The organism is Kitasatospora sp. NPDC004669 (assembly GCF_040609455.1).
Classification (GTDB): Bacteria; Actinomycetota; Actinomycetes; order Streptomycetales; family Streptomycetaceae; genus Kitasatospora.
This window is the reverse complement of sequence record NZ_JBEXKB010000015.1, coordinates 118,981-138,731: the sequence shown is the minus strand read 5'-3', so window position 1 is coordinate 138,731 and position 19,751 is coordinate 118,981. Positions and strand designations below refer to the sequence as shown.

General features: G+C 71.6%; 16 protein-coding genes. 11 read left to right on the top strand and 5 right to left on the bottom strand.

What is annotated here, in order from left to right:
• The first annotated feature begins 111 nt into the window (after positions 1-111).
• Positions 112-774 carry a hypothetical protein gene (locus tag ABZW30_RS15735; protein WP_355671642.1) on the top strand — a complete coding sequence of 221 codons (663 nt, stop codon included), beginning with the start codon at positions 112-114 and terminating at the stop codon, positions 772-774.
• An 88-nt stretch (positions 775-862) separates the two neighbouring features.
• Here ABZW30_RS15735 and ABZW30_RS15730 read toward each other — a convergent pair whose 3' ends face one another.
• The gene (locus tag ABZW30_RS15730; protein ID WP_355671641.1) at positions 863-1,765 is read right to left on the bottom strand and encodes a LysR family transcriptional regulator; all 903 of its coding nucleotides are present in this window, start codon (positions 1,763-1,765) and stop codon (positions 863-865) included.
• Positions 1,766-2,228: 463 nt separating this feature from the next.
• Between ABZW30_RS15730 and ABZW30_RS15725 the strand changes: the two genes are divergently transcribed.
• The 9 genes from ABZW30_RS15725 (at position 2,229) to ABZW30_RS15685 (ending at position 11,887) form a co-directional block, all read left to right on the top strand.
• On the top strand, positions 2,229-2,861 hold the full coding sequence (locus tag ABZW30_RS15725; protein ID WP_355671640.1) for a DUF4142 domain-containing protein: 633 nt from the start codon (positions 2,229-2,231) through the stop codon (positions 2,859-2,861).
• An 80-nt stretch (positions 2,862-2,941) separates the two neighbouring features.
• Positions 2,942-4,366, top strand: coding sequence for a DUF1996 domain-containing protein (locus ABZW30_RS15720; RefSeq protein WP_355671639.1), 1,425 nt, complete (start codon positions 2,942-2,944; stop codon positions 4,364-4,366).
• Between the two features lie 26 nt (positions 4,367-4,392).
• On the top strand, positions 4,393-5,262 hold the full coding sequence (locus ABZW30_RS15715; protein ID WP_355671638.1) for a hypothetical protein: 870 nt from the start codon (positions 4,393-4,395) through the stop codon (positions 5,260-5,262).
• The gene (locus ABZW30_RS15710; RefSeq protein WP_355671637.1) at positions 5,259-6,695 is read left to right on the top strand and encodes an NADH-ubiquinone oxidoreductase-F iron-sulfur binding region domain-containing protein; all 1,437 of its coding nucleotides are present in this window, start codon (positions 5,259-5,261) and stop codon (positions 6,693-6,695) included. Before ABZW30_RS15715 ends, ABZW30_RS15710 begins: the two co-directional genes overlap by 4 nt.
• A gap of 166 nt (positions 6,696-6,861) precedes the next feature.
• Complete coding sequence (locus ABZW30_RS15705; protein WP_355671636.1) at positions 6,862-7,938, top strand: SCO0930 family lipoprotein; 1,077 nt, start codon at positions 6,862-6,864, stop codon at positions 7,936-7,938.
• Between the two features lie 20 nt (positions 7,939-7,958).
• On the top strand, positions 7,959-8,489 hold the full coding sequence (locus ABZW30_RS15700) for a hypothetical protein (protein ID WP_355671635.1): 531 nt from the start codon (positions 7,959-7,961) through the stop codon (positions 8,487-8,489).
• Between the two features lie 544 nt (positions 8,490-9,033).
• On the top strand, positions 9,034-9,855 hold the full coding sequence (locus tag ABZW30_RS15695; protein ID WP_355671634.1) for a sigma-70 family RNA polymerase sigma factor: 822 nt from the start codon (positions 9,034-9,036) through the stop codon (positions 9,853-9,855).
• A gap of 354 nt (positions 9,856-10,209) precedes the next feature.
• Positions 10,210-10,692: a hypothetical protein gene (locus ABZW30_RS15690; RefSeq protein ID WP_355671633.1), complete on the top strand. Its 483-nt coding sequence runs from the start codon at positions 10,210-10,212 to the stop codon at positions 10,690-10,692.
• A gap of 514 nt (positions 10,693-11,206) precedes the next feature.
• Positions 11,207-11,887 (top strand): GPP34 family phosphoprotein, encoded by a 681-nt coding sequence (locus ABZW30_RS15685; RefSeq protein WP_355671632.1) that lies wholly within the window; start codon positions 11,207-11,209, stop codon positions 11,885-11,887.
• Between the two features lie 528 nt (positions 11,888-12,415).
• Here ABZW30_RS15685 and ABZW30_RS15680 read toward each other — a convergent pair.
• The 4 genes from ABZW30_RS15680 to ABZW30_RS15665 form a co-directional block, all read right to left on the bottom strand.
• Complete coding sequence (locus tag ABZW30_RS15680; protein WP_355671631.1) at positions 12,416-13,879, bottom strand: lyase family protein; 1,464 nt, start codon at positions 13,877-13,879, stop codon at positions 12,416-12,418.
• Positions 13,872-15,059, bottom strand: a complete 1,188-nt coding sequence (locus tag ABZW30_RS15675) for an MFS transporter (protein WP_355671630.1) — start codon at positions 15,057-15,059, stop codon at positions 13,872-13,874. Before ABZW30_RS15675 ends, ABZW30_RS15680 begins: the two co-directional genes overlap by 8 nt.
• A 32-nt stretch (positions 15,060-15,091) precedes the next feature.
• The gene (locus ABZW30_RS15670) at positions 15,092-15,751 is read right to left on the bottom strand and encodes a GNAT family protein (RefSeq protein WP_355671629.1); all 660 of its coding nucleotides are present in this window, start codon (positions 15,749-15,751) and stop codon (positions 15,092-15,094) included.
• An 84-nt stretch (positions 15,752-15,835) separates the two neighbouring features.
• Positions 15,836-17,587: an FAD/NAD(P)-binding protein gene (locus ABZW30_RS15665; RefSeq protein WP_355671679.1), complete on the bottom strand. Its 1,752-nt coding sequence runs from the start codon at positions 17,585-17,587 to the stop codon at positions 15,836-15,838.
• A 593-nt stretch (positions 17,588-18,180) separates the two neighbouring features.
• Between ABZW30_RS15665 and ABZW30_RS15660 the strand changes: the two genes are divergently transcribed.
• Positions 18,181-19,707, top strand: coding sequence for an FMN-binding glutamate synthase family protein (locus ABZW30_RS15660; RefSeq protein WP_355671628.1), 1,527 nt, complete (start codon positions 18,181-18,183; stop codon positions 19,705-19,707).
• Positions 19,708-19,751 lie beyond the last annotated feature (44 nt).

Genomic DNA, 19,751 nt, shown 5'->3' with positions numbered 1-19,751 from the left:
CCGTTGCCCGCCCGTGGTGCATGATGGCCGTGATCACTTGGGGGTGTCATGGCGCTGTTCTCGCCGAAGTGCCCGGTCGGGCCGGACGAACGGGTCTGGATAGAGGAGTCCATGGCCTGGCTGACAGCCGAGTTCGGCCGTGACGTGCTGAACCGCGCTCCGGTCCTGCCGACCGCCGAGTTCTTCCCGGGGCCGTACGAGGGCTCCGACGAGGACATCCGGAGCGTGATCGCCCAGCTCTGCGGATACCTGGACGTGGCGCCCAACCGCCTGACGATCGAGATCGAGCCGGACGACGGCGAGCAGGCCATGGTGGCCGACCTCAACCTCGCCCACAAGTCCCGCTCCGCCGCCGGGCACTACCGGCGTGAGAACGGGCGCCCGGTGATCGCCATCGACCAGCGTCAAGCCGCCCGTCCGGTCGCTCTGGTCGCCACCATCGCCCACGAGCTGGGCCACGTCCGCCTCCTCGACGAGCAGCGCATCCCCAGCGACCGGCGCGACCACGAGCCACTCACCGACCTGCTGACGGTCTATTTCGGCCTCGGCATCTTCACCGCCAACTCCGCCTTCAACTTCAGCCAGAGCAAGCGGGGCTGGTCGTACTCGCGGCTCGGCTACCTGAGCGAGCAGATGTTCGGCTACGCACTGGCCTGCTACGCCCACCTGCGTGGCGAGACCAAGCCCAGCTGGGCCCGCCATCTGGCCACCAACCCACGGGCCTACCTCAAGCAGGGCCTTCGCTACCTGGGCCAGAACCCGCCGAGCATGTGACGGAGTGGAAGTCCGTCGGACGACTTGATCCAACTCGGCGCCCATGAGCCTGTGCCATCGCAGCGTGCCCGCGTGGACCGGTGGGAGATCACGCCCCCACCGGCACCCGGGCGACCTCCCGCAGGACCAGGAGCAGCAGGTGCTCGTACGCCGTCAGCGGGCGGGCCAGGGTCGAGCCGGCCGTCACGGTTCGGCGCTCGGGTGCCGGGTGGATCCGCAGCTCGGCCAGTACGCCGTGCCGGAGCTCGAGTCGCACGGACCGGCGCGCCACCAGCCCCACCCCCAGGCCGATCCGCGCGGCCTCCTTGATGCCTTCGGTGCCCCACAGGTCGAGCCTCCGGGCACCGGACAGCTCCCAGCCGTGCAGGAGGTCCGTCAGCTGACGGCGCGTCCGTGATCCGGTCTCGCGCAGCAGGAAGGTCTCGTCCGACAGGTCGGCGGGGGTGACCCCCTGCCCCGCCAGTGGATGGTCGGCCGGGCAGACGAGCAGCATGTCGTCGCCGGCGAGGCGTTCCGACCGGTACCGCCCGGGAGGCAGCGGGTTGCCGCTCAGCGCGACGCCGATCCGGCCCTCCTCCAGTGCGTCCGTCAGCCGGTCGGCGCTGTCGACGACGAGGCTGAACTCGACGTCGGGCACCCGTTGCCGTAGTTCGAGCAGGACCGACGGCAGGAAGTGCCCGCTGATCGTGCTGGTGCTGCCGATCACCAGTGGGTCCTCGAGCAGGAGGGCTGCGGCCTGGACGGCGGTGACGGCCTGGTCGGCCAGGGCGAGCACCTCCTTGGACTGCGCGAGCAGGACCTCGCCGGCCAGGGTCGGGCGGATCTTCGGGCCCGAACGGTCGATCAACTGGGTCCGCAGGGCTATTTCCAGGTTCTGCACCTGTTTCGATACGGACGACTGGCTCAGGAACAGGACCTGGCTCGCCGCCGAGAAGCCGCCGCATTCGATGACCTTGGCGAATATCGCCAGTTGATTGAGGTTCAGTCGCACATGGCCTCGCTCGGGTCCGGACGGTACAAGGGGGCACAGGGGGGCGGCGCGGTGCCTCGCGGTACCGACCGGTAGGGCAATGTACCGCCTGTCGGGCCGCGCGCCACAGTGGCCTTCCGCAGGCGTCTCGCACATGCTGACGAATTATCGAACAAGCGTCGGGAAACGCGCCCCGGAGCGGCGCCACCGCTTGCATTCGGCAAAGGATCAGCAAAGTCGCGGGACGAAACCCCGGAACCGTCCTCTTTTCATGACGACCGGCCCGACAGCGGCCGGCGGTTCCCGGGAGGTTTCGTGGTGCGCTGGCCGTCGAACTGTTCCGCCCGGTGGCGGTGAACGGAATCCCCGCGTGATGAGGAAGCCGATGTCATCTTCGAGGAAGAAGCGTGAACCCGGGAGGGCCGTCTACGGAATTCCCCGGGCGAACAGACTTCCGCGGTGGTTCGCCACCCTTCTCGTGGTCGTGGCCGTGGTGTTCACGGTGACGGCCCTGGTGGTTCCCGTCGTGCGTTCGGCGGGCTCGTACCGCACTGCGCGGGCGGAGGAGTCGCCGGGGACGGTGCAGACGCCGTCCGGCCCCCTGACGCCGCTCGACCGGGACTTCGTCAAACGGGTCCGGCTGGCCGGGCTGTGGGAGATCCCCGCAGGTCGGATGGCCGTTGCCAAGGGCGGAACCCCCGAGGTCAGGACCGCCGGTCAGCACCTGATCGACGGGCACACGGACCTCGACCGGGTCGTGCTGGACACGGCCAGGACCCTGGGCCTGGGCGTCCCCGACGAGCCCTCCGCCCAGCAGAAGGCGTGGCTGAAACAGTTGGACGACGCTCAGGGGCCCGAATTCGACCGGCTGTTCGCGAATAGCGTGCGCAATGCCCACGGTCAGGTGTTCGCGGTGGTCGCCCAAGTGCGCGCCGGTACCCAGAATTCCACGGTCCGCGATCTCGCGACCACCGCCAACTCCACCGTACTGGACCACATGACGGTCCTGGAGCAAACCGGGTTGGTGAAATTCGGTGACCTCTCCGGACCGCCGACCGGCGCGTCCGCTCCGAGCTCGATCTCGAGCCCGGCGTCGGGGCCGGCGGCGCAGCGCTAGACGCCTGCCCGGACACCCGCGGCAAAAGAGGCTTTCCACGGCCTGTCCGACAGGCCCGATCCCGTTTCGAGGGTGCCAACATGAGGATTCACAAACGTGACACGGCCAAGCGGAAGGTGCTCGCCCTTCTGCTGGCCGGGATAGTGGCGGTCAGCGGCGCCTCGGTGCTCGCCGCGGCCGCGTTCGCCGGGCAGCGCCCGTCGCGGTCCCAGTCGACCGCCTCCCCGCAGGCCGCCTCCCAGCAGGGCACGGTCGCCTGTGCGGACGTCGGCGCGGCCCTGGCCTCGGTGCCCGAGGCCGCCCAGCCGGACGTCGACCAGGACCTCGCCGACCTCGACGTCCAGGTGGCGGACGCCTACCGCAGCCTCTCGGAGCCGGGCTCCGGAGGCGGCGAGCAGCGCGTCATGGGCGACCTGGCCCAGAAACGGTCGGCGACCCTGCAGAAGCTCGCGGCGAGTACCGGCCTCGACTCCGGTCTGCCCCAGGATGTCTCCGGACTCGCGAACTGCGCGATCCGGCGCGACCTGGTGCTCGACTCCTCCGCCCAGGACTACGCCCCCGAGGGCGGGAGCAGCGCGCCGGCCCAGAACGGCGCGGCCGAGCGGAACGTGGCGTCGAACGGTGGACGGTCCGGCCTGGGACGCGGCTTCGTCGACATCAGGACCGTCACCCCGAACACCGCCAAGCCCGCCCGCACCGGGCCGGCCACCGGCACCTTCACCTCGCAGTGCGGACGCAACGAGAACCGCCACCTCAACCCCGACAACGTGATCGTGGCGCCCGGGGTGAGCAACGGCGCCCACCACATGCACGACTACGTCGGGAACCTCGTCACCGACGCGTTCTCCGCCAACGGCAAGCTCGCCGCCGCCGGCACCACCTGCTCCAACGGGGACCAGTCGGCCTACTACTGGCCGGTGCTGCGGGTCCTCGACGGCGCCGCGGAGAAGGACGCCAAGGCGCCGGGCGGCGGGAAGGACCGCAACGTGGGACGCATCCTGCAGCCGGCCGAGGTCGGGATCACGTACGGCTCCGCCGCCGGGAACAAGGTTCAGCCGATGACCCGCTTCCTGCGGATCATCACCGGCGACGCCAAGGCACTGACCAACGGCCCGGCCAACGCCCACGCCTCGTGGAGCTGCACCGGGTTCGAGGACCGCCAGCTCGCCGACAAGTACCCGATCTGCCCGAACGGCAGCCGGGTCGTACGCACCCTGAAGTTCCCGGACTGCTGGGACGGCAGGAACATCGACAGCGCCAACCACCGCACCCACACCGCCTTCTCCCAGGCGGACGGCAGCTGCCCGAAGAACTTCCGGGCGATCCCCCAGCTGGTGGAGCGCATCGCCTACGACGTGCCGACCGGCGTGCGCTTCGCCGTCGACACCTTCCTCGAGCAACTCCACAACCCGATCACCGACCACGGGGACTTCGTCAACGTGATGAACCGGAACCTGCTGGACCAGATGGTGAGCTGCATCAACGAGGGGCGTCGCTGCGGATGACCCCCACAAGCCCGGAGGGCTCAGCGATGTTGACGGAGGAAGGACGCCTGTCCTGGCACTCGGCCGCCGGGCCGGCGCGGGCGGGCGGGGCGCGCCGGGCGGGCCGAGGACGCCAGGTGCGCCGGGTCGCCGGCGGGCAGCGGACGCAGGCCGGGACTACCGGAGACCTGCCCGAACCCGGTGGCCGGGCCGCGCGCAGGGCGTGGTCGCTCCTCCCTCTGCTGGCGGTGGGGCTCGGTCTGACGGCCGTGATCGTGAACGGCGCGCTGCAGGCGTTCCTCGGGGTGGCCGCCGGGGTCATGACCCTGGTGTCCTTCTCCTCCGCCGTCCTCTGGGGACTCGCGGCGACCGACCGGCTACTGCTGTACCCGGTGCACCGGCTGGCCGCCCAGACGATCCACCGGGCGATGGGCGTCGCGGGCGTCGTCTTCCTCGTCCTGCACGTGTGGATGAACCTGATCCAGGACCGGATCGGCGCACTCCCGGCCTTCGTGCCGTTCACCGACGGGCATCGGCCGGTGCTCCTCGGCCTCGGGGTCCTGGCCGGCTACGTGCTGTTGGCCGTGGCCCTCGCCGGGGCGGCCCGCGGTTTGCTGGCCCGGACCGGTAAGGCGAGCCGGTGGCGGATCGTCCACATTTGCGCCTATCCGGCGTGGGGCGCCGCACTGATCCACGGCCTGCACGCGGGCCGGCTGCCCGCCCCCTGGGTCTCCGTCCTCTACGGAGTGGCCGTGGTGGGCGTGATCATCGCGCTCGGGCTGCGGCTGGCCCTCCGGGACTGCGGGAACAAGCGCCGACCCGGCGGCCCCCTCCGGCCCGCCGGCCCCGGTCGGCCCGAGGCGGCCGACCGGCCGCGGGCCGGCGGCGGCACCGGACGGCGGCGGCGGGACGGATGAGCGGAGCGCCGATCGCCTGGCTCGGCCGGCCGGTCCTGTTCGCGGGCCTGGAGCGCGACGAGCGCCTGGACCACCGCGCACACCTGGTCGTTCACGGCGGGATGCCGGCGCTGCCGGCCGACGAGCTGGCCGACCTGGCGGAGAACGTCGACCTGCGCGGGCGGGGCGGAGCCGGATTCCCGTTCGCCCGCAAGCTCCGGGCCGTCGTCAAGGCGGCCGCCCGACGCCGGACCCGCCCGGTCGTGGTGGTCAACGGAACGGAAGGAGAACCGAGTTGTCTGAAGGACGCCGCACTTCTGCTGCGCACCCCCCACCTCGTCCTGGACGGTGCCCTGCTGGCGGCCGACGCCCTGGACGCCGAGCAGGTGGCGCTCGGTGTGACCCGGGCCGACACCGAGCAGTCCCTGCGCAGGGCGTTGGCCGAGCGAAGGACCACCCGGGTGCCGGTCTCCGTCGTCCGGCTCCCCGAGCGGTTCGTCTCGGGCGAGGGGAGTGCGCTGGCCCGCGGGATCACCAGCGGGATCGCCCTCCCGCGCGGCGGCGGCGTACGGACCAGCGACAGCGGGGTCCGGGGAATGCCGACCCTGCTGTCCAACGCCGAGACCTACGCGCAGCTCGCGGTCGCGGCCCGCCTCGGGGCGCTGCCGTACCGCGAGGTCGGCACTCCGTCGGAGCCCGGGACGGTCCTGCTGACCCTCGCCGGCTCCCGGGTGGTGGAAACGCCCACCGGCGTTCCGCTCGGCGACCTGCTCGCGATGTTCGGCCTGGACATCGGACAGGGCGTCCTGACCGGCGGCTACCACGGCACGTGGTTGACACCGGCGGCCGCTGCCACGGCCGAGGTGTCGCGCCAGTCCTTCCGGAGTCTCGGCGGGGCCCTGGGCGCCGGCGCGATCCTGCCGCTGCCGTACACGACCTGTCCGTTGGGCGAGGCGCTCAGGGTCGCCCGCTGGATGGCCGACGAGACGGCCGGCCAGTGCGGGCCGTGCTACCTCGGACTGCCCGCCCTGGTCAAAGCCCTGGAGGAGGTGGTGCGGGGCGGCGGCCGGGCCGCCCTCGACGGCGTCGAGTCCCGGATGCGGGCCGTCACCGGACGGGGGGCGTGCAGCCACCCCGACGCCGCCTCCCGGTTCGTGGCCTCGGCCCTGGAGGTCTTCGACGAGGACCTCGAACTGCACTCGCAGCGGTACGGCTGCGGCCGTCCCGTCCAGGGCGTGCTCCCGATGCCGGTCACGGAGAGCGCCGGAAGCATCGTCGTGGACTGGACGCTCTGCGAGGCCCACGGGCTGTGCACCAGCGTCCTGCCCGAGGTCATCAGCCTGGAGGCGGACGGGTTCCCCGCCGCCGGCGTGATGCCCGTCCCGCCGCAGCTGCTCCAGCAGGCGGCCCGCGCGGTCGACCGGTGTCCCGCCCTGGCGCTGCGGATCCAGTGAGCCGCTGATCCAGTGAGCGGCGGATCCGGTGAGTGAGTCCTGAATCCAGTGAACAGCCGAGCCGGCGCGCCGCGCGCGCCGCCGAACACCCCCGGACCGCACCCGATCCGGGCCCGCAATTCCTCGAAAAAGCCCAGGCTCCACCGATGGAAAGGCAAGGAAGATCTTGACGACGACGACGAAACGGTACGGCCTGGTGGCGGTCTGCCTCCTGCTGGCCGGTCTCGTGCTCATGGCGGCCTTCGGGAACGGCAGCAGCGGCGCCGACCCGTCCAAGGGGACCACGGACCCCGCGTTGGCCGGCGCGACGGCGCCGGCCCCGGCCGGCGGCTACGGCTCCTACGGCGACTACGGATCGTCGGCCTCCGCCTCGCCCTCGTCGGCGGCCGGGGCCGGCAGCGGCCGGCCCAGCGGCATGCTGGCCGTCCGGGTGGACGACAAGCTCGGCTCCGTCCTGACGGACGGCCAGGGATTCACGCTCTACCGGTTCGACAAGGACACGGCCAAGCCGCCGATGTCCAACTGCTCCGGCGCCTGTGCCACCGCCTGGCCGCCCGTCATCAAGGACGCCGGCACCATGGCGGGCACCGGCATCGACCCGGCCAAGCTCGGCGAGATCGTCCGCGCCGACGGCACGCACCAGCTGACGGTGGGTGGCTGGCCCGCCTACCGCTACGCGCAGGACACCGCGGCCGGTGACACCAAGGGCGAGGGCGTGGGCGGCACCTGGCACGCCCTGGCTCCGGACGGAACGAAGGCCGCCGGTGCCGGTGCCGGTGCTGGGAGTGGTGCCGGTGCTCAGGCGTCCCCGACGGCGACGGCCACGGCCGCCCCGATGCCGCAGACGTCCGAGCAGCCCCCGGCCCAGCAGCCCCCGGCGGGCGTGCAGCTCTCGATCTTCGTCCACCCCCAGCTCGGCCCGATCATGGTCGACGCCCACGGCCGGACCCTGTACCACTACGGGAAGGACACTGCCTGGCCCATGCGCTCCAACTGCGAGGGGGACTGCCTCAAGACCTGGATGCCCGCGCCGCCCGTGGACCCGGGCAAGATCAAGGGCATCGACCCGAAGCTCATCGGCAAGATGCAGCGACCGGACGGCACCTGGCAGCTGAGCATCAACTGCACCCCCGTGTACGTCTACTCGGGTGACAAGGGCTACGGTGACGCCCTCGGCAACGGAATGGCCGAAAACCAATGGACGGCCATCAACCCGCAGGGCAAGCCGGCGACCGGCAAGTGAGGATTCCGGGCGTCACCCTCGTGCCGGTCGTTCCCGGCCGGCACGTCCGCACCGTGCTCCAGTGGGCCGCGCTGATCTTCCTGCTCGCCCTCGGGTCCGTCGAACTCCTTTGGGGCAACGGCGGGTTGGCCGGAGCCTCGCAGGCCGCCCAGCGCCCCGGCGGGAGCTCCGTGGAGGAACTGGCCCGGCGGATCGGCTGCGCCGCGGAGATCACCACCGACGCGGCGGACCTCCGGCAGGGCATGTGCACCTCCGGCGACGAGGAGATCTGGATCGCCACCTTCCCGACACCGCGCGCCCAGGAGGCCTGGATCGAGGAGGCCAAGGCGTACGGCGGCTCGTACCTGGTGGGTGACCAGTGGGTGGTCGTGCTGTCGGACACCACCACGGACCTCCTGCACGGGCTGCTCGGCGGAACGATCGTCGGCGGCGCCGACCACACCGGCGGCCACGCGCACGGGCACGAGAACGCACAGGAGGGCGCGCACGAGGACACGCACAGGAACGAGCACGGGAACGACGACGAGCACCAGCACTCCGAAGGCGGGTGACCGGCGACAACAGTGACGACAGGGCGAGGGTTCCCACCGGGTCGGCCCGGTGGGAACCCTCGCCCCTTTGGTCCACCGGCGCGGCGCGCCCGCCCCCAAGTCGGACGCGGGAACGGTCAACTGGCACGGTGTCACGACCGCTCGGGCGTGGCCGCGTTCAAGCATGCGAATGCCGTATGACCTTTTCTGTTATCCATGGGCCGCCGCACTTGACGAGATCTCGCCAGGCACCCGGCGGGCGCCGACGGGCCGCCACCGGGGCCCGTCCGATGCCACCCCGGGCCCGTCGGCCGCCCCGCACACGGATTTCGCACATTCGGATCCGGAATCACCGGGCGCGCGACTGCTTTCGGACGGTTGCCCCGAAACCCGTGGGACTGGTGTGCTGTGGCCCTTCCCGCCACACCGTCCCGACGGCCCCGGCAGCAGACCCGCCGTCGCGCCCTTCGTCCGGGCAGTTCCCCGTTCCGGCCCCGCGGCCGCCACACCGGCCGGGCCCGCGAACCCCCCCCGCCGGACGAAGGCCATAGTCGAGGAGGACAAGGTGACCCTTCTGACCAGCACCCGCGAAGCGGGACTGAGCGCCCTGAGCGACGCCGAACTCGCGGAGGTGCTCGCCGCACCGACCCCGACCGGCAGCTCCCGCATCCGGGAGGTCATGGCCGAGGTGTTCACCCGGCACCACGGCGCCGTGCTCGCCTATGCCCGCCGCTTCTGCCGTGACCAGCAGACCGCGCAGGACCTCGCCGCCGAGGCCTACGCCAGCACCTACCAGTCCGTGGCCCGCGGCCGCGGACCGCGACATGCCTGGCGCCCCTACCTGAAGGCCTGTGTCCGCCGGACCGCCATGGAGTGGAGCGCCCAGACCAGGGACCGCGTCGTGCTGGCGGCGGACTTCCACACGTGGGCGGAGTGCCTGGCCGACGAGGCCGCGACCGAGGACGCGCTGCTCGCGGCCGAGGAGACGGCGCTGATAGCCGGCGCCTACCGCGCCCTCCCCGAGCGGTGGCAGGTGCTGCTGTGGTTCTTCGTGGTGGAGGGCGAGTCGGCCGCCGCCGTGGCCCAGCGGATGAGCATGACCCCGAGCGGGGTGCGCTCCCTCGCGGCCCGTGCCCGCGCGGGGCTGCGCGAGGCGTACCTGAGCGCGCACCTGGACGAGGGCACCGGGCAGGAGTGCCGGTACTTCACGTCGGTGCTGACCGGCGCCGCGCGCCGACCGGGCCGTCGGCGGGGTCGGGAGCTGGCTCGGCACCTGCGGGAGTGCCCCGGCTGCGGACGGGTCGCGGAACAGTTCCGCCGTGCCGACTGCCACATCGGGACGTCGACGCCGGTGCCTCTCCGGCCTGTGGCGGCGCGGTCGTGCTGAGTCCGGCGCCGGCGCGTCCTTGCCCGGGCACCCGAGGACGCCGACGGCATCCGCGGCCGCCCGCCCCCGAGCCACGTGTCCCGGTCAGGGCAGCCCGTCGGCGAAGGCGGGCGCAGCGCGGGCTCCATGGAAGCGATGACGTCGTGGGCGCCCACCCTCGCCTGGTATCGGTGGAGCCTCCCGGTGCCGAACGGCTTCTCTGCTCAGGTGCACCAGAGTAGGAAACCGGTACAGCTCGGTGTCGCTGCCGGGGCGGTCGGGTGCCGGGTGGCGGAGGGCGACGGAACGGGACCGGTGTTCGGATTGGTCGTGCTCGGGGAGGGCTTCGCGGGCGGGTCCGCCGGAAGAGGGGAGGTGGAGGATGCGGGTGGGCCCGAGACGGACGCTGCGGCCGAGGTGGTGCCGCTGGACGGCTTGGGCCGGGTGGTGGTGGCCGACGGCTGCGGGCGGGCCGTGGCTGTGGCCGTGGTGGCGGCCGGTGCCGGTGAGGCCGGGGCACCGGGGGTGGCCGCGGCGTTCTGCGAGGGTGACTCGGCGTCCGTGGAGGCCGGGGCCACCGCGCCGTCCGAGCTGCCGCTGCCCAGCAGGACGGTGGCCAGCCCGCAGACCACCACCCCCGCCGCCGACACGGCCAGGACCGTGCCCCGCGGCCGGCCACCCCGCCGCCGAGCCGACCGTCCGGCCGAGCGGCATGGCGGTGCGGACGCGGTGGATGAGACCTCGCTCGGCCGCGTGGGTCGATGGCGCGCCGCATCCCCGGGCGCGGGCTCGGCGGCCAGGCCGCAGCCGGGGCAGGAGAGCGCGCCGTTGAGGTGGCGTTGGCAGGGCGTGCAGTAACTCATGGGATCTTTTCCGTAGGTGCGGCGTGACCGGGATCCCGGCGGTGACTGCCACGCCGCCCGTGGGCCGGGCCGGATCGGATGCGAGCGTACGCAGATCGGGCCGGTTCGCGACACCCGGCAGGCGCGAGACTTCTGCGCGGGTCGGGTGTCGTTCGTGTGACGGCTCGTGACGGCGCGAGGCGAGTGATGCGGGCACAGCGCCCGAGAGGGTCGTGTACCGCCCGCGCCATCACGACGCGGAGTCGGCGAACCGGTGCGGGAGCAGCCCCTCTTCCCCGTGCGGATCCTGACCGGTGACGGTGCGGTCGAGCCATCCGTGGAGGAGCGACGGCGGGCCTCGGCGCTCGCCGCTCGTGGCAGGTCCGAGGTCGGTTCCGGCGCGCCCGTCCGGGCGCGGAGGCGGCCGGGGAACCGGGCCGGGCGGGCGGGCGTTGCTGGCTGAGGACACCCAGGCGCGGCGGTTGGCAGGCGCACCGGGTGGCCGGTCCGAACAGGGAAAGGAATGGCACATGCACGTCACCCTCGCCGAGGAGCTGATGCTGCTCTCGCTGGACGACGAGTCCGGTGTGGCGAAGGACGGTTCGAGCGCCGGATGGGCGGTGGCGGGAGGCCTCCTCGCCGACCTCGCGCTGGCCGGCCGGGTTGCGCTCGACGAAGGCCGACTCAGCGTCACCGACCACGCCCCGACCGGCGACCCGCTGCTCGACGAGCGCCTGGAGCGGCTCGCCGAGTGGGTCGGGCGCAAGGCTCCCGGCAAGGCGAAGGCGACGGACTGGTTGACCAAGGACCACCCCACGGCGGTCCGTGCCACCGTGCAGCGGCTGTGCGAGCGCGGCCTGGTGGTCGAGGAGCGCCACCGGCTCCTCGGTCTCTTCCCGGTCCGACGCTATCCGGAGGCGGACGGCTCCGTCGAGCGTGAACTGCGCGGGCGGCTGGCCGCCGTGATCCGGCATCACCGGGCGCCCGACGTCCGCACCGCGACCCTGATCGCCCTGCTGCACGCCGCCCGGCTGCACGGTCTGGCCTTCCCCGACCTCCCCCGCGCGCGGGTCGAGCTGCGCTTCGCGGAGATCGCCGCGGGCGACTGGGCGGGCGAGTCCGTCGGTCAGGCGATCCGGAACATGCGCGTCGCCGTCGCGGCCATCACCGCGGTGACCGTCGCCACGGCTGCCACGGCGGCCGTCAGCTGACGGCCGACGGCCCCGGGCCTGCCCTCAGGGCGGGCGGGCCCGGTCGGCTCCGCGGGGGGTGCGGCCCGCGATCGCGAGGAGGGCCGGGTGGCTGCTGGTGGCCGGTGAGTTCGCGGGCGCGGCGTCGGCCGCCGCCGTGGCGCTGGTGTGCCGAGCGGCGGATTCCTGCCGGGCCGCCAGGTGTCCGGTGCCGCGCGGTAGCGTTACGTGGATATGACATGTACGCTGCGTGTCGCTGGTAGAACAGAGGCGGGCCTGGCCGTCACTCCGTGGGGGGAGTCACGCCCAGGCCCGGTCGCCGGCCAAGGGCCCGGTTGTGCTCGTGGGGGAGCTTCAGCCGGGCCCGTCGGTGGGCTATCGATGGTATGCCCGGACGAATGCTGTTTCAGTCATGACAATTGGTCGGCGTCGGCCTGTCCGTACTGCGGCTCGGGCGAGCCCTGTCGTGGAGAGCTCAAGTGGCCCGGATCCACGCACCGGTGACGGTGGTGGATCAAGGTCGGCCGGACGTCCGCCCGCGCGCGCGGCTCACCCGGCCAGTTCGCCGAAGCTCGCCTCCATCGCGGCCTCCGCCGCACTCAGGCGCCCTGCCACCGAGTCGATCCACGACGTGTCGGCCCGCACCGCCTCCTGCGCCGCCGCGAGCATCCGCTGGAACTCGGCCGGTTGCGGGCCGCCGAGTCCGCGGTAGGAGGCGACCATGGCCACCGGGTCCAGCGCGGCACGGAACTGTGCCTCGGTCATCGGGAGTTCATCGCCGACGATGCCGAACTCGACCGCGATCTCGCGATAGAGCCGCTTGGCCTCGGCGAAGTCGAGCCGCTCCACCGTCAGTCCACCGCCGCGCCCGTACGTGACCAGAGCGGAGGCGAACCGATGGCCGACGTGGAACGGGATGTCGGAGTCGCGCTGCAGGACGTTCGCCAACTCCGAGGTCGTCGAGTAGTCGGACCGCACCTCGTCGAGGGCGGCCTCCTCGTCCAGCCGCAGCCCGCCCACGATGGCGTTCACCTCCCCGAGCAGCGCGATGGTGCGGTCGAGGGTTCGCTGCGCCTCGGCCCGCTTGTAGTCGGTCAGCCCCGAGCACACGTTGTGCGCGGCGAGCGCCGTCGAGACCCCGTCGCCGATCACCTCGCTGGCCAGCAACCGCGCCCGGTTCAGCGCGACCGGGTTGCGCTTCTGCGGCATCAAGGTGCTCGGGCTCAGCAGGTCGGCGTTGTCCAGGGTGATCCACGGCCGCGCGTGGTGGTACTGCGCGTGCACGTCCTGGATGAACGTCCCGATCGACAACGCCAGTGTCATCGCACTCGCCGCCACCTCGAACCCGACGTCGATCGGGGAGAGTTGGGCCGCGTCGAAGGAGTTCTGCACGGGCGCGTCGAAGCCGAGCAGCTCGGCCAACCGCATCCTGTCGACCGGGAAGCTCGAGGTCGCCAGGGCGGCCGCCCCGAGCGGGCACAGATTGACGCGTGGATAGGCCTCGGTCAGGCGCAGGGCCGAGCGCCGAAGGGTCGCCTCGTAACCGAGCAGGAGGTGCCCGAAGGTGGTGGGTTGGGCCTGGACGCCGTTGGTGTAAGCAGGCACGATCGCCGACCCGTACCGCTCGGCGAGGGTGAGCAGGCCGGCGCGCAGCTCACCGAGCCCGCGATGGACCAGGACGAGGCGATCTCGCAGCAGCAGCCGGTAGACGGTGGGCAGCATGTCTTGACGGCTCCGCCCTGAGTGGATGCGGGAGCTGTCCGGTCCCACCAACCGCCGTACCAGCGGCTCGACTTGCAGGTAGTCGGTCGGCCGGTCGGCCCCGGGCGCTTCGGCGTCGGAGGCGACCTTGGCGATCGCGGCGGCCGTCCGGGCACCGACGTCCCGCGGCGCGATCCCCTCCTCGACGGTCATGACCGTCGAGGCCTTGTCCAGCTGGCAGAGCCAGTAGAACGTGTCCCGGCTGTTCAGGTCGGTCGGACGCAGGTCGGACCGGGCAGTCAGATCAGTCATAAGCGGGCTCCTCGATTCGATGGGGTCGGCCGGTGCCGGCCGACCAGACGGCGAGCGCCACCAGGACGCCGGCGCCGATCACAGCGGCCAGCAGGCCGACGCACGCGCTCCACCCGGCGGCGGTGTAGAGAGGGGACGGTGCGACGGCGCCGATGCTGCCGCCGGCGTAGTAGGAGGTCAGGTACAGCCCGACCGCGCTGGACCTGGCGGGCCCGCCGGCTTCGGCGGCATAGCCGATGGCGCAGGCCTGGCCGGAGAACACTCCGGTCGACGAGGCCGCCAAGCCGACGATCACGGCCGGGGTGGACGGGACGAGGGTGAAACCGAGACCGGCCAGGGACACCAGGCTGACCAGGACGAACGTTCTGAGCCGACCGATGCGGCTGATCAGGCGGCCGGTGAGCGGCGTGACGACCACCGCGACCAGGAAGACGGCGAACACCGCGCCGATCTCGAAGCTGCTCAGTTCGAACGGCGGGTCGCCGAGGAACATCCCCGCGTAGGTGAACGACCCGACCTGCAGGAACAGGATCGACGCCCCGATGAAGCAGGTGCCGAGCAGCCGGACGTTGCCGAAGTGCCGGCCGATGCCCTGCACGCTGGCCAGCAGCGAGTCCGAACGCTGGAACCGCCGTTCCCGGGGCAACCAGGCCGCGGTCACCGCCAGTGTCACGAGCAGCACGAGAGCCATCCCGATGAACGAGGACCGCCAACCGAAGTGCGCCGTCACCGCGCCCGAGAGGAATCGCCCGCAGAACCCGCCGAACGCCGTGCCGGAGACGTAGAGGGCGTTCGCCCCCTGCGCCGCCGGACCGGTGCACTCCTCCGCGATGTAGGAGACGGCGACCGCGAAGACGAACGGGATGAACAGGCCCTGAGCGAACCGGCACACCAGCATGGCGGCGAAGTTCCAGGCCACCGCGCAGGCGAGGGTGGCGGCCAGCGACGCGGCGATCGCCGTCACCATCACCCGCTTGCGGCCCAGGTAGTCCGAGACCGATCCGGCGAACGGGGCCATCACCGCGACGCCCAGTGTCGTCGCGGTGATGGTCCAGGTGCTCTGTTCGACGGGTACGTGCAGGTCCCGGGCGAGATCGGGCAACAACGGCTGGGTGGAGTAGATGTTGAGCAGCGCGCACAGGCCGAGCAGGAAGACGGCGGTCTCGGCCCTCAGCGACATCGACCCGGGGGTGGCGTCAGGATCACGCGACACTATGCCGACTCGGACGGCGAACCGGACGCCGGCTCAGCCGCCGGCGACGTGCCGGCGCGGTCGAGCATCCAGGTCAAGTGTCGCCTCACCGCAGGCCATTCGCTGTTGATGACGCTGTAGTAGCAGGTGTCCCGCAGGGTCCCGTCCGGCAGGATGAGATGGTTGCGCCAGACGCCCTCGAGCTTCGCCCCGAGTCGTTCGATCGCGCGCCGGCTCGGAGCGTTGAAGAAGGCGGTCCGGAAGCCGACCGCGATGCAGTCCTGCTGCTCGAAGGCGTGCCTGAGCAGCAGCAGTTTCGCCTCGGTGTTGAGCGAGGTGCGCTGCACACTCCTGCGGTACCAGGTGTGCCCGATCTCCAACCGGCGGTTGCCGACGTCGACGTTCATGTAACTGGTCATGCCCGCGATCCGACCGTGGGCGTCGAGCACCGTGAAGGGCACCATCCGGCCCTCCTCGGCGAGTCCGAGACGCCATTCGATCTCCTGCCGCATGCCGTCGGGGGAGGGCACCGCGGCGAACCAGGTGTCCCAGACCTTGCCGTCCTCGACGGCTTCGATGAGCTGGGCCTCGTGCTCGGTTTCGAGCGGGATCAGCGTGACGTGGCCGCCCGTTGCCGTGAAGGGCGCTATCCATCGGACACCCTGCTGGGTGGTGGTCATGGTTGTCTCCAAGGAAATCCCGGCCTTCAGGCCGGGGAGATGAGGGCCCCGGCCGAGGGCGGGGGAGGACCATCGGGGCGGACGTCAGGCTTGCCGCTCCGGCAGGGGCGACGGGCCCGCTGCGGTGGTCGAGTGCTGCGGGGATCGCTGCGGCCCCAGCAGGTGGTCGACCATGGCCTGGACGGCCGCGGCGGCATCCGCGGTGATCCGGGAGTCGACTCCGGGAGCCGGCAGCATGTTGGTGAAGTAGTGCGGGCCTTCGGTGATGTGGCCGAGCGCGCAGATGTTGGGCACGACGGAGCCGTCCGCGTCGATCAGACGCCCGGCGGTGTCGATGTCGAAACCACCGGGCCGGAACCAGCCGTTCGCGAAGGGGCGGGCGTGTCCGGCGGACAGGAGTGACCGCGTCAGCGGCGAGGTGTCCTGCTCCGGCAGGAACGGATCGACACTCGCTCCGACGAGCACGTCACAGCGGGTCGACGGCGAAGTCTGCAGAGTGCTCTCGAGGACGAACCCGGCGCTGTCCGAGTCGAGTCGGGCCGTTGCCCCCGGTCCCGCCCCGAGCTGCAGGATCCCGCTGCCGAACAGCGCGCGCCACTCGCGCGATCGGGAGGCGGGTGGTCCGGCCGCCACCGCGTTCAGCATCGGGGCGTACACCTGGCAGAACCTCTGGTGCGAGGCCGGTGTCAGGCCTCGGTGCTCGATGGCCCGCCGGAGCTCGTCCCGCAGGTCGCGCAGGGCGTCGGCGGCCGCCTTGACCGGGTTCCTCAGATTTCCCTCGGCGGCGCGACGCTCGTCCGTGCCGAGGAAATCGACGAGTGCCGACTGGTATTCCCCGAGCATCCTGGCCCGGCCCGGCTCGGGTCGGCGAAGTACGGACTCGACTTCTCGGAGATCCGATATTCCGCCGACCGATTCAGCGGCCGTTCGCAGTTCGGCCCGCAGCAGTGGAAGCAGGTGGCTCTCGAAGTCGAGCCGGCCGTTGGTCAGACGCAGATTCCGCAGCTCGTCCGCAGTCAGGAACGAGGGCCGGTAAACGTCTGCCGGCGTCTTCTGGTTCACTGCCCGGGGAGAGAAGATCCGGCCACTGCGCGAGTAGACGTGAATCCGCGGCTCGTCCCCACTGGGACGGTAGATCAGCTCCCCGTTCGATCCCGGCACGAACCGTCCGCCGCGTCCGACGGTCAGACTGGCGACCGCGTCGATCGCCGACAGCCCCATACCGCGCACGGCGACGCGCGCGCCGGGCTCGATGGTGTCGAGTTTCTGCAGCGGATAGCAGCTTCGGATGTAGCGCAGCCGGGGGTTGGCCCGGCGATGGTCGGCGACGAACTGTTGGACCGACTGGTCTTCCGTCGTCGGGTGGTTCGTCCCGTGTCCGGTGGTGAGGAAGACGAAGTCCGCGGCGACGATCGCGCCGTCCGACAGGTTGAGGACCCAGGATCGGTCCCTCAGCGCCCGCAGCGTCTGGGCGGTCGCCCGGTGCTCATGGATCCTGATCGTGTCAGGGGCCTGCCGGCGCAGTATCCGGTAGGAGTGGGCCAGGTAGCGGCCGAGGACGTTGCGCGGCAGGTAGGTGTTCTCGGGCGCGTCGGCCCACTCGGCCAGGCTGGGGCCGGAGATCGGCCGCCCGGCGGCTTTCGAGTCGCCGGTGCGGAACATCGTGACCTGACCGGCGACGGTGTTCATGAGCAGATAGCTCGGCTGGCTCGGGTGATGGGTCCCCGAGCCTGGATGATTCGGGTCGATCAGGTGAATCGACAGGCTGTCCCAGTGGATCTGCGGTAACCCGCAGATTCGCTCCAGAACGCTGAGACCGCGTGGGCCTGCGCCCACGATGGCAACGGAGACGTGCTTTGAAGTCACAGTAACTCCAAGGGTAAGGAACGGTAAAGCCTCAGGGCCGGCAGGCGTACGGGCAGTGTGTGCGGTCTGAGTGTTCTCATGGCGAACTCCAAGTCCTCTTCGTCGGGAGTCGTGCGGGCACGTTCAGGCCGGCCTCGCAGGGCCGGCGGGCCTGAGGCGTGCCCTCTCCCTACCGTAAACGGGTCGCGCACGAATTCCGGTTCAACCTCGGAAATCAGCCAGAACGTGGCTGTTCTGACGGTGAGTTCGGAGAGGCGCGCTGAACTGCTGGAGCCGCTGGAACTGCTGGGACGCGAGTGCGGCAATGAGGCCCTTGGGGTGCGGCCTCATCACGGAGCGGCTCCTGACCGCCGGAGGCCGGCGCCCATCCCATCGCCCCGCGCGAAGCCGGACCCCGGAGCAGCCCCCTGGCCGCAGGCCTCTCCGCGAGGCCTCTTAACATCGTTCCGCATCCATCGACGGACGCTGCCGCCCGCTCGGCCGCGTGCCCGCCGTCCAACAGCCAAGACGACCCAACGGCTCCACCGCACGGCGATGGAGCCGTGCATCGAGGAGGAACGTCCATGCAAGCCCGGAAGATCGGCGCGGCCGCCGCGACAGCGGTGGCGCATCTGGCTGCCCGCGACCTCGTCCAGAAGAGGCACGCACTGCTCCGGAACTTCCCGGTGATCGGGCACGCCCGGTACCTGTTGGAGACGATCGGGCCGGAGCTGCGGCAGTACATCGTGACCTCCAACGAGGAGGAGCGCCCGTTCAGTCGTGACCAGCGCACGTGGATCTACGCGTCGGCGAAGGAGGAGAACAACTACTTCGGCTTCGGCACCGAAGTCGACGTCGAGCACGTACAGGGGCACGCCTACCTGAAGCAGCGCACGTTCGCCGGCGCGCTGCCCGACGCACACGACCCGCTCGCTCCACTGCCCTCGGCCAAGGTGCTGGGCGGGCCGCGCGGGCGCGCGAAGGCGTTCCGGCCGACGAGCGTGGTGAACATCTCGGCGATGAGCTTCGGATCGCTCTCCGGCGCGGCCATCACGGCGCTCAACAAGGGGGCGGCGCTGGCAGGCGCGATGCACAACACGGGCGAGGGTGGCCTCTCGCCGTACCACCGCAACGGCGGTGACCTCGTCCTTCAGCTCGGCACGGCGTACTTCGGCTGCCGCAACGAGGACGGCGGCTTCAACCTGGACAAGCTCAAGGACGTGGTCGCCGGCGCCCCGGTCAAGGCGATAGAGATCAAGCTCTCCCAGGGCGCCAAGCCGGGGTTGGGCGGGATGCTGCCGGGCGCGAAGGTGACCCCGGAGATCGCCGGGATCCGCGGCATCCCGGTCGGTGAGGACTGCGCCTCCCCGTCGCGGCACACCGCGTTCAGCGACGTCGACTCGATGCTCGACTTCGTCGAGTTGCTCGCCACCGAGACCGGTGTGCCGGTCGGGGTCAAGAGCGCGGTGGGGGAGATGGGCTTCTGGCAGGAGCTGGCCACGCTGATGGCGCGTGGTGACCGTGGGGTCGACTTCGTGACCGTCGACGGCGGCGAGGGCGGTACCGGGGCGGCGCCGCGGATCTTCGCCGACTCGGTGTCGCTGCCGTTCCGGATGGGCTTCTCCCGGGTCTACGGCACGTTCGCCGAGCTGGGTCTGACCGACGACCTGACCTTCATCGGCTCCGGCAAGCTCGGCCTGCCCGAGAACGCCGCGGTCGCCTTCGCCCTGGGCGCCGACATGATCAACGTGGCCCGTGAGGCGATGCTGTCGATCGGCTGCATCCAGGCGCAGAAGTGCCACACCGACAAGTGCCCCACCGGCATCGCGACCCAGAACCCGTGGCTGGCCCGCGGCCTCGACCCGGCTTCGAAGGCCGATCGGGCCGCTGCCTACCTGCGCACCCTGCGCAAGGAGTTGATGAAGGTCTCGGCGGCCGTCGGCGTCGCCCACCCGGCACTCATCACCCCCGACGACATCGAGATCATGAACGGCGACTACGAGGCCCGCACCCTGGCCGGCGTCTACGGCTACAAGGACGGCTGGGGCGAGCTCGGCCCGCACCTCGCGGACGAGATCACGGCACTTCTCACCACCGAGCCGACAGCATGATCCAGGGTCTGTCGTCGGGGGCGCCGCCGGCGGGGGGGGCGCGC

Coding starts and splice junctions, on each gene's coding strand:
- ABZW30_RS15735 (WP_355671642.1), top strand. CDS start 112: ATGGCCTGGCTGACAGCCGAGTTCGGCCGTGACGTGCTGAACCGCGCT.
- ABZW30_RS15720 (WP_355671639.1), top strand. CDS start 2,942: ATGAGGATTCACAAACGTGACACGGCCAAGCGGAAGGTGCTCGCCCTT.
- ABZW30_RS15715 (WP_355671638.1), top strand. CDS start 4,393: ATGTTGACGGAGGAAGGACGCCTGTCCTGGCACTCGGCCGCCGGGCCG.
- ABZW30_RS15710 (WP_355671637.1), top strand. CDS start 5,259: ATGAGCGGAGCGCCGATCGCCTGGCTCGGCCGGCCGGTCCTGTTCGCG.
- ABZW30_RS15685 (WP_355671632.1), top strand. CDS start 11,207: ATGCACGTCACCCTCGCCGAGGAGCTGATGCTGCTCTCGCTGGACGAC.
- ABZW30_RS15680 (WP_355671631.1), bottom strand. CDS start 13,879: ATGACTGATCTGACTGCCCGGTCCGACCTGCGTCCGACCGACCTGAAC.
- ABZW30_RS15675 (WP_355671630.1), bottom strand. CDS start 15,059: ATGTCGCTGAGGGCCGAGACCGCCGTCTTCCTGCTCGGCCTGTGCGCG.
- ABZW30_RS15670 (WP_355671629.1), bottom strand. CDS start 15,751: ATGACCACCACCCAGCAGGGTGTCCGATGGATAGCGCCCTTCACGGCA.
- ABZW30_RS15660 (WP_355671628.1), top strand. CDS start 18,181: ATGCAAGCCCGGAAGATCGGCGCGGCCGCCGCGACAGCGGTGGCGCAT.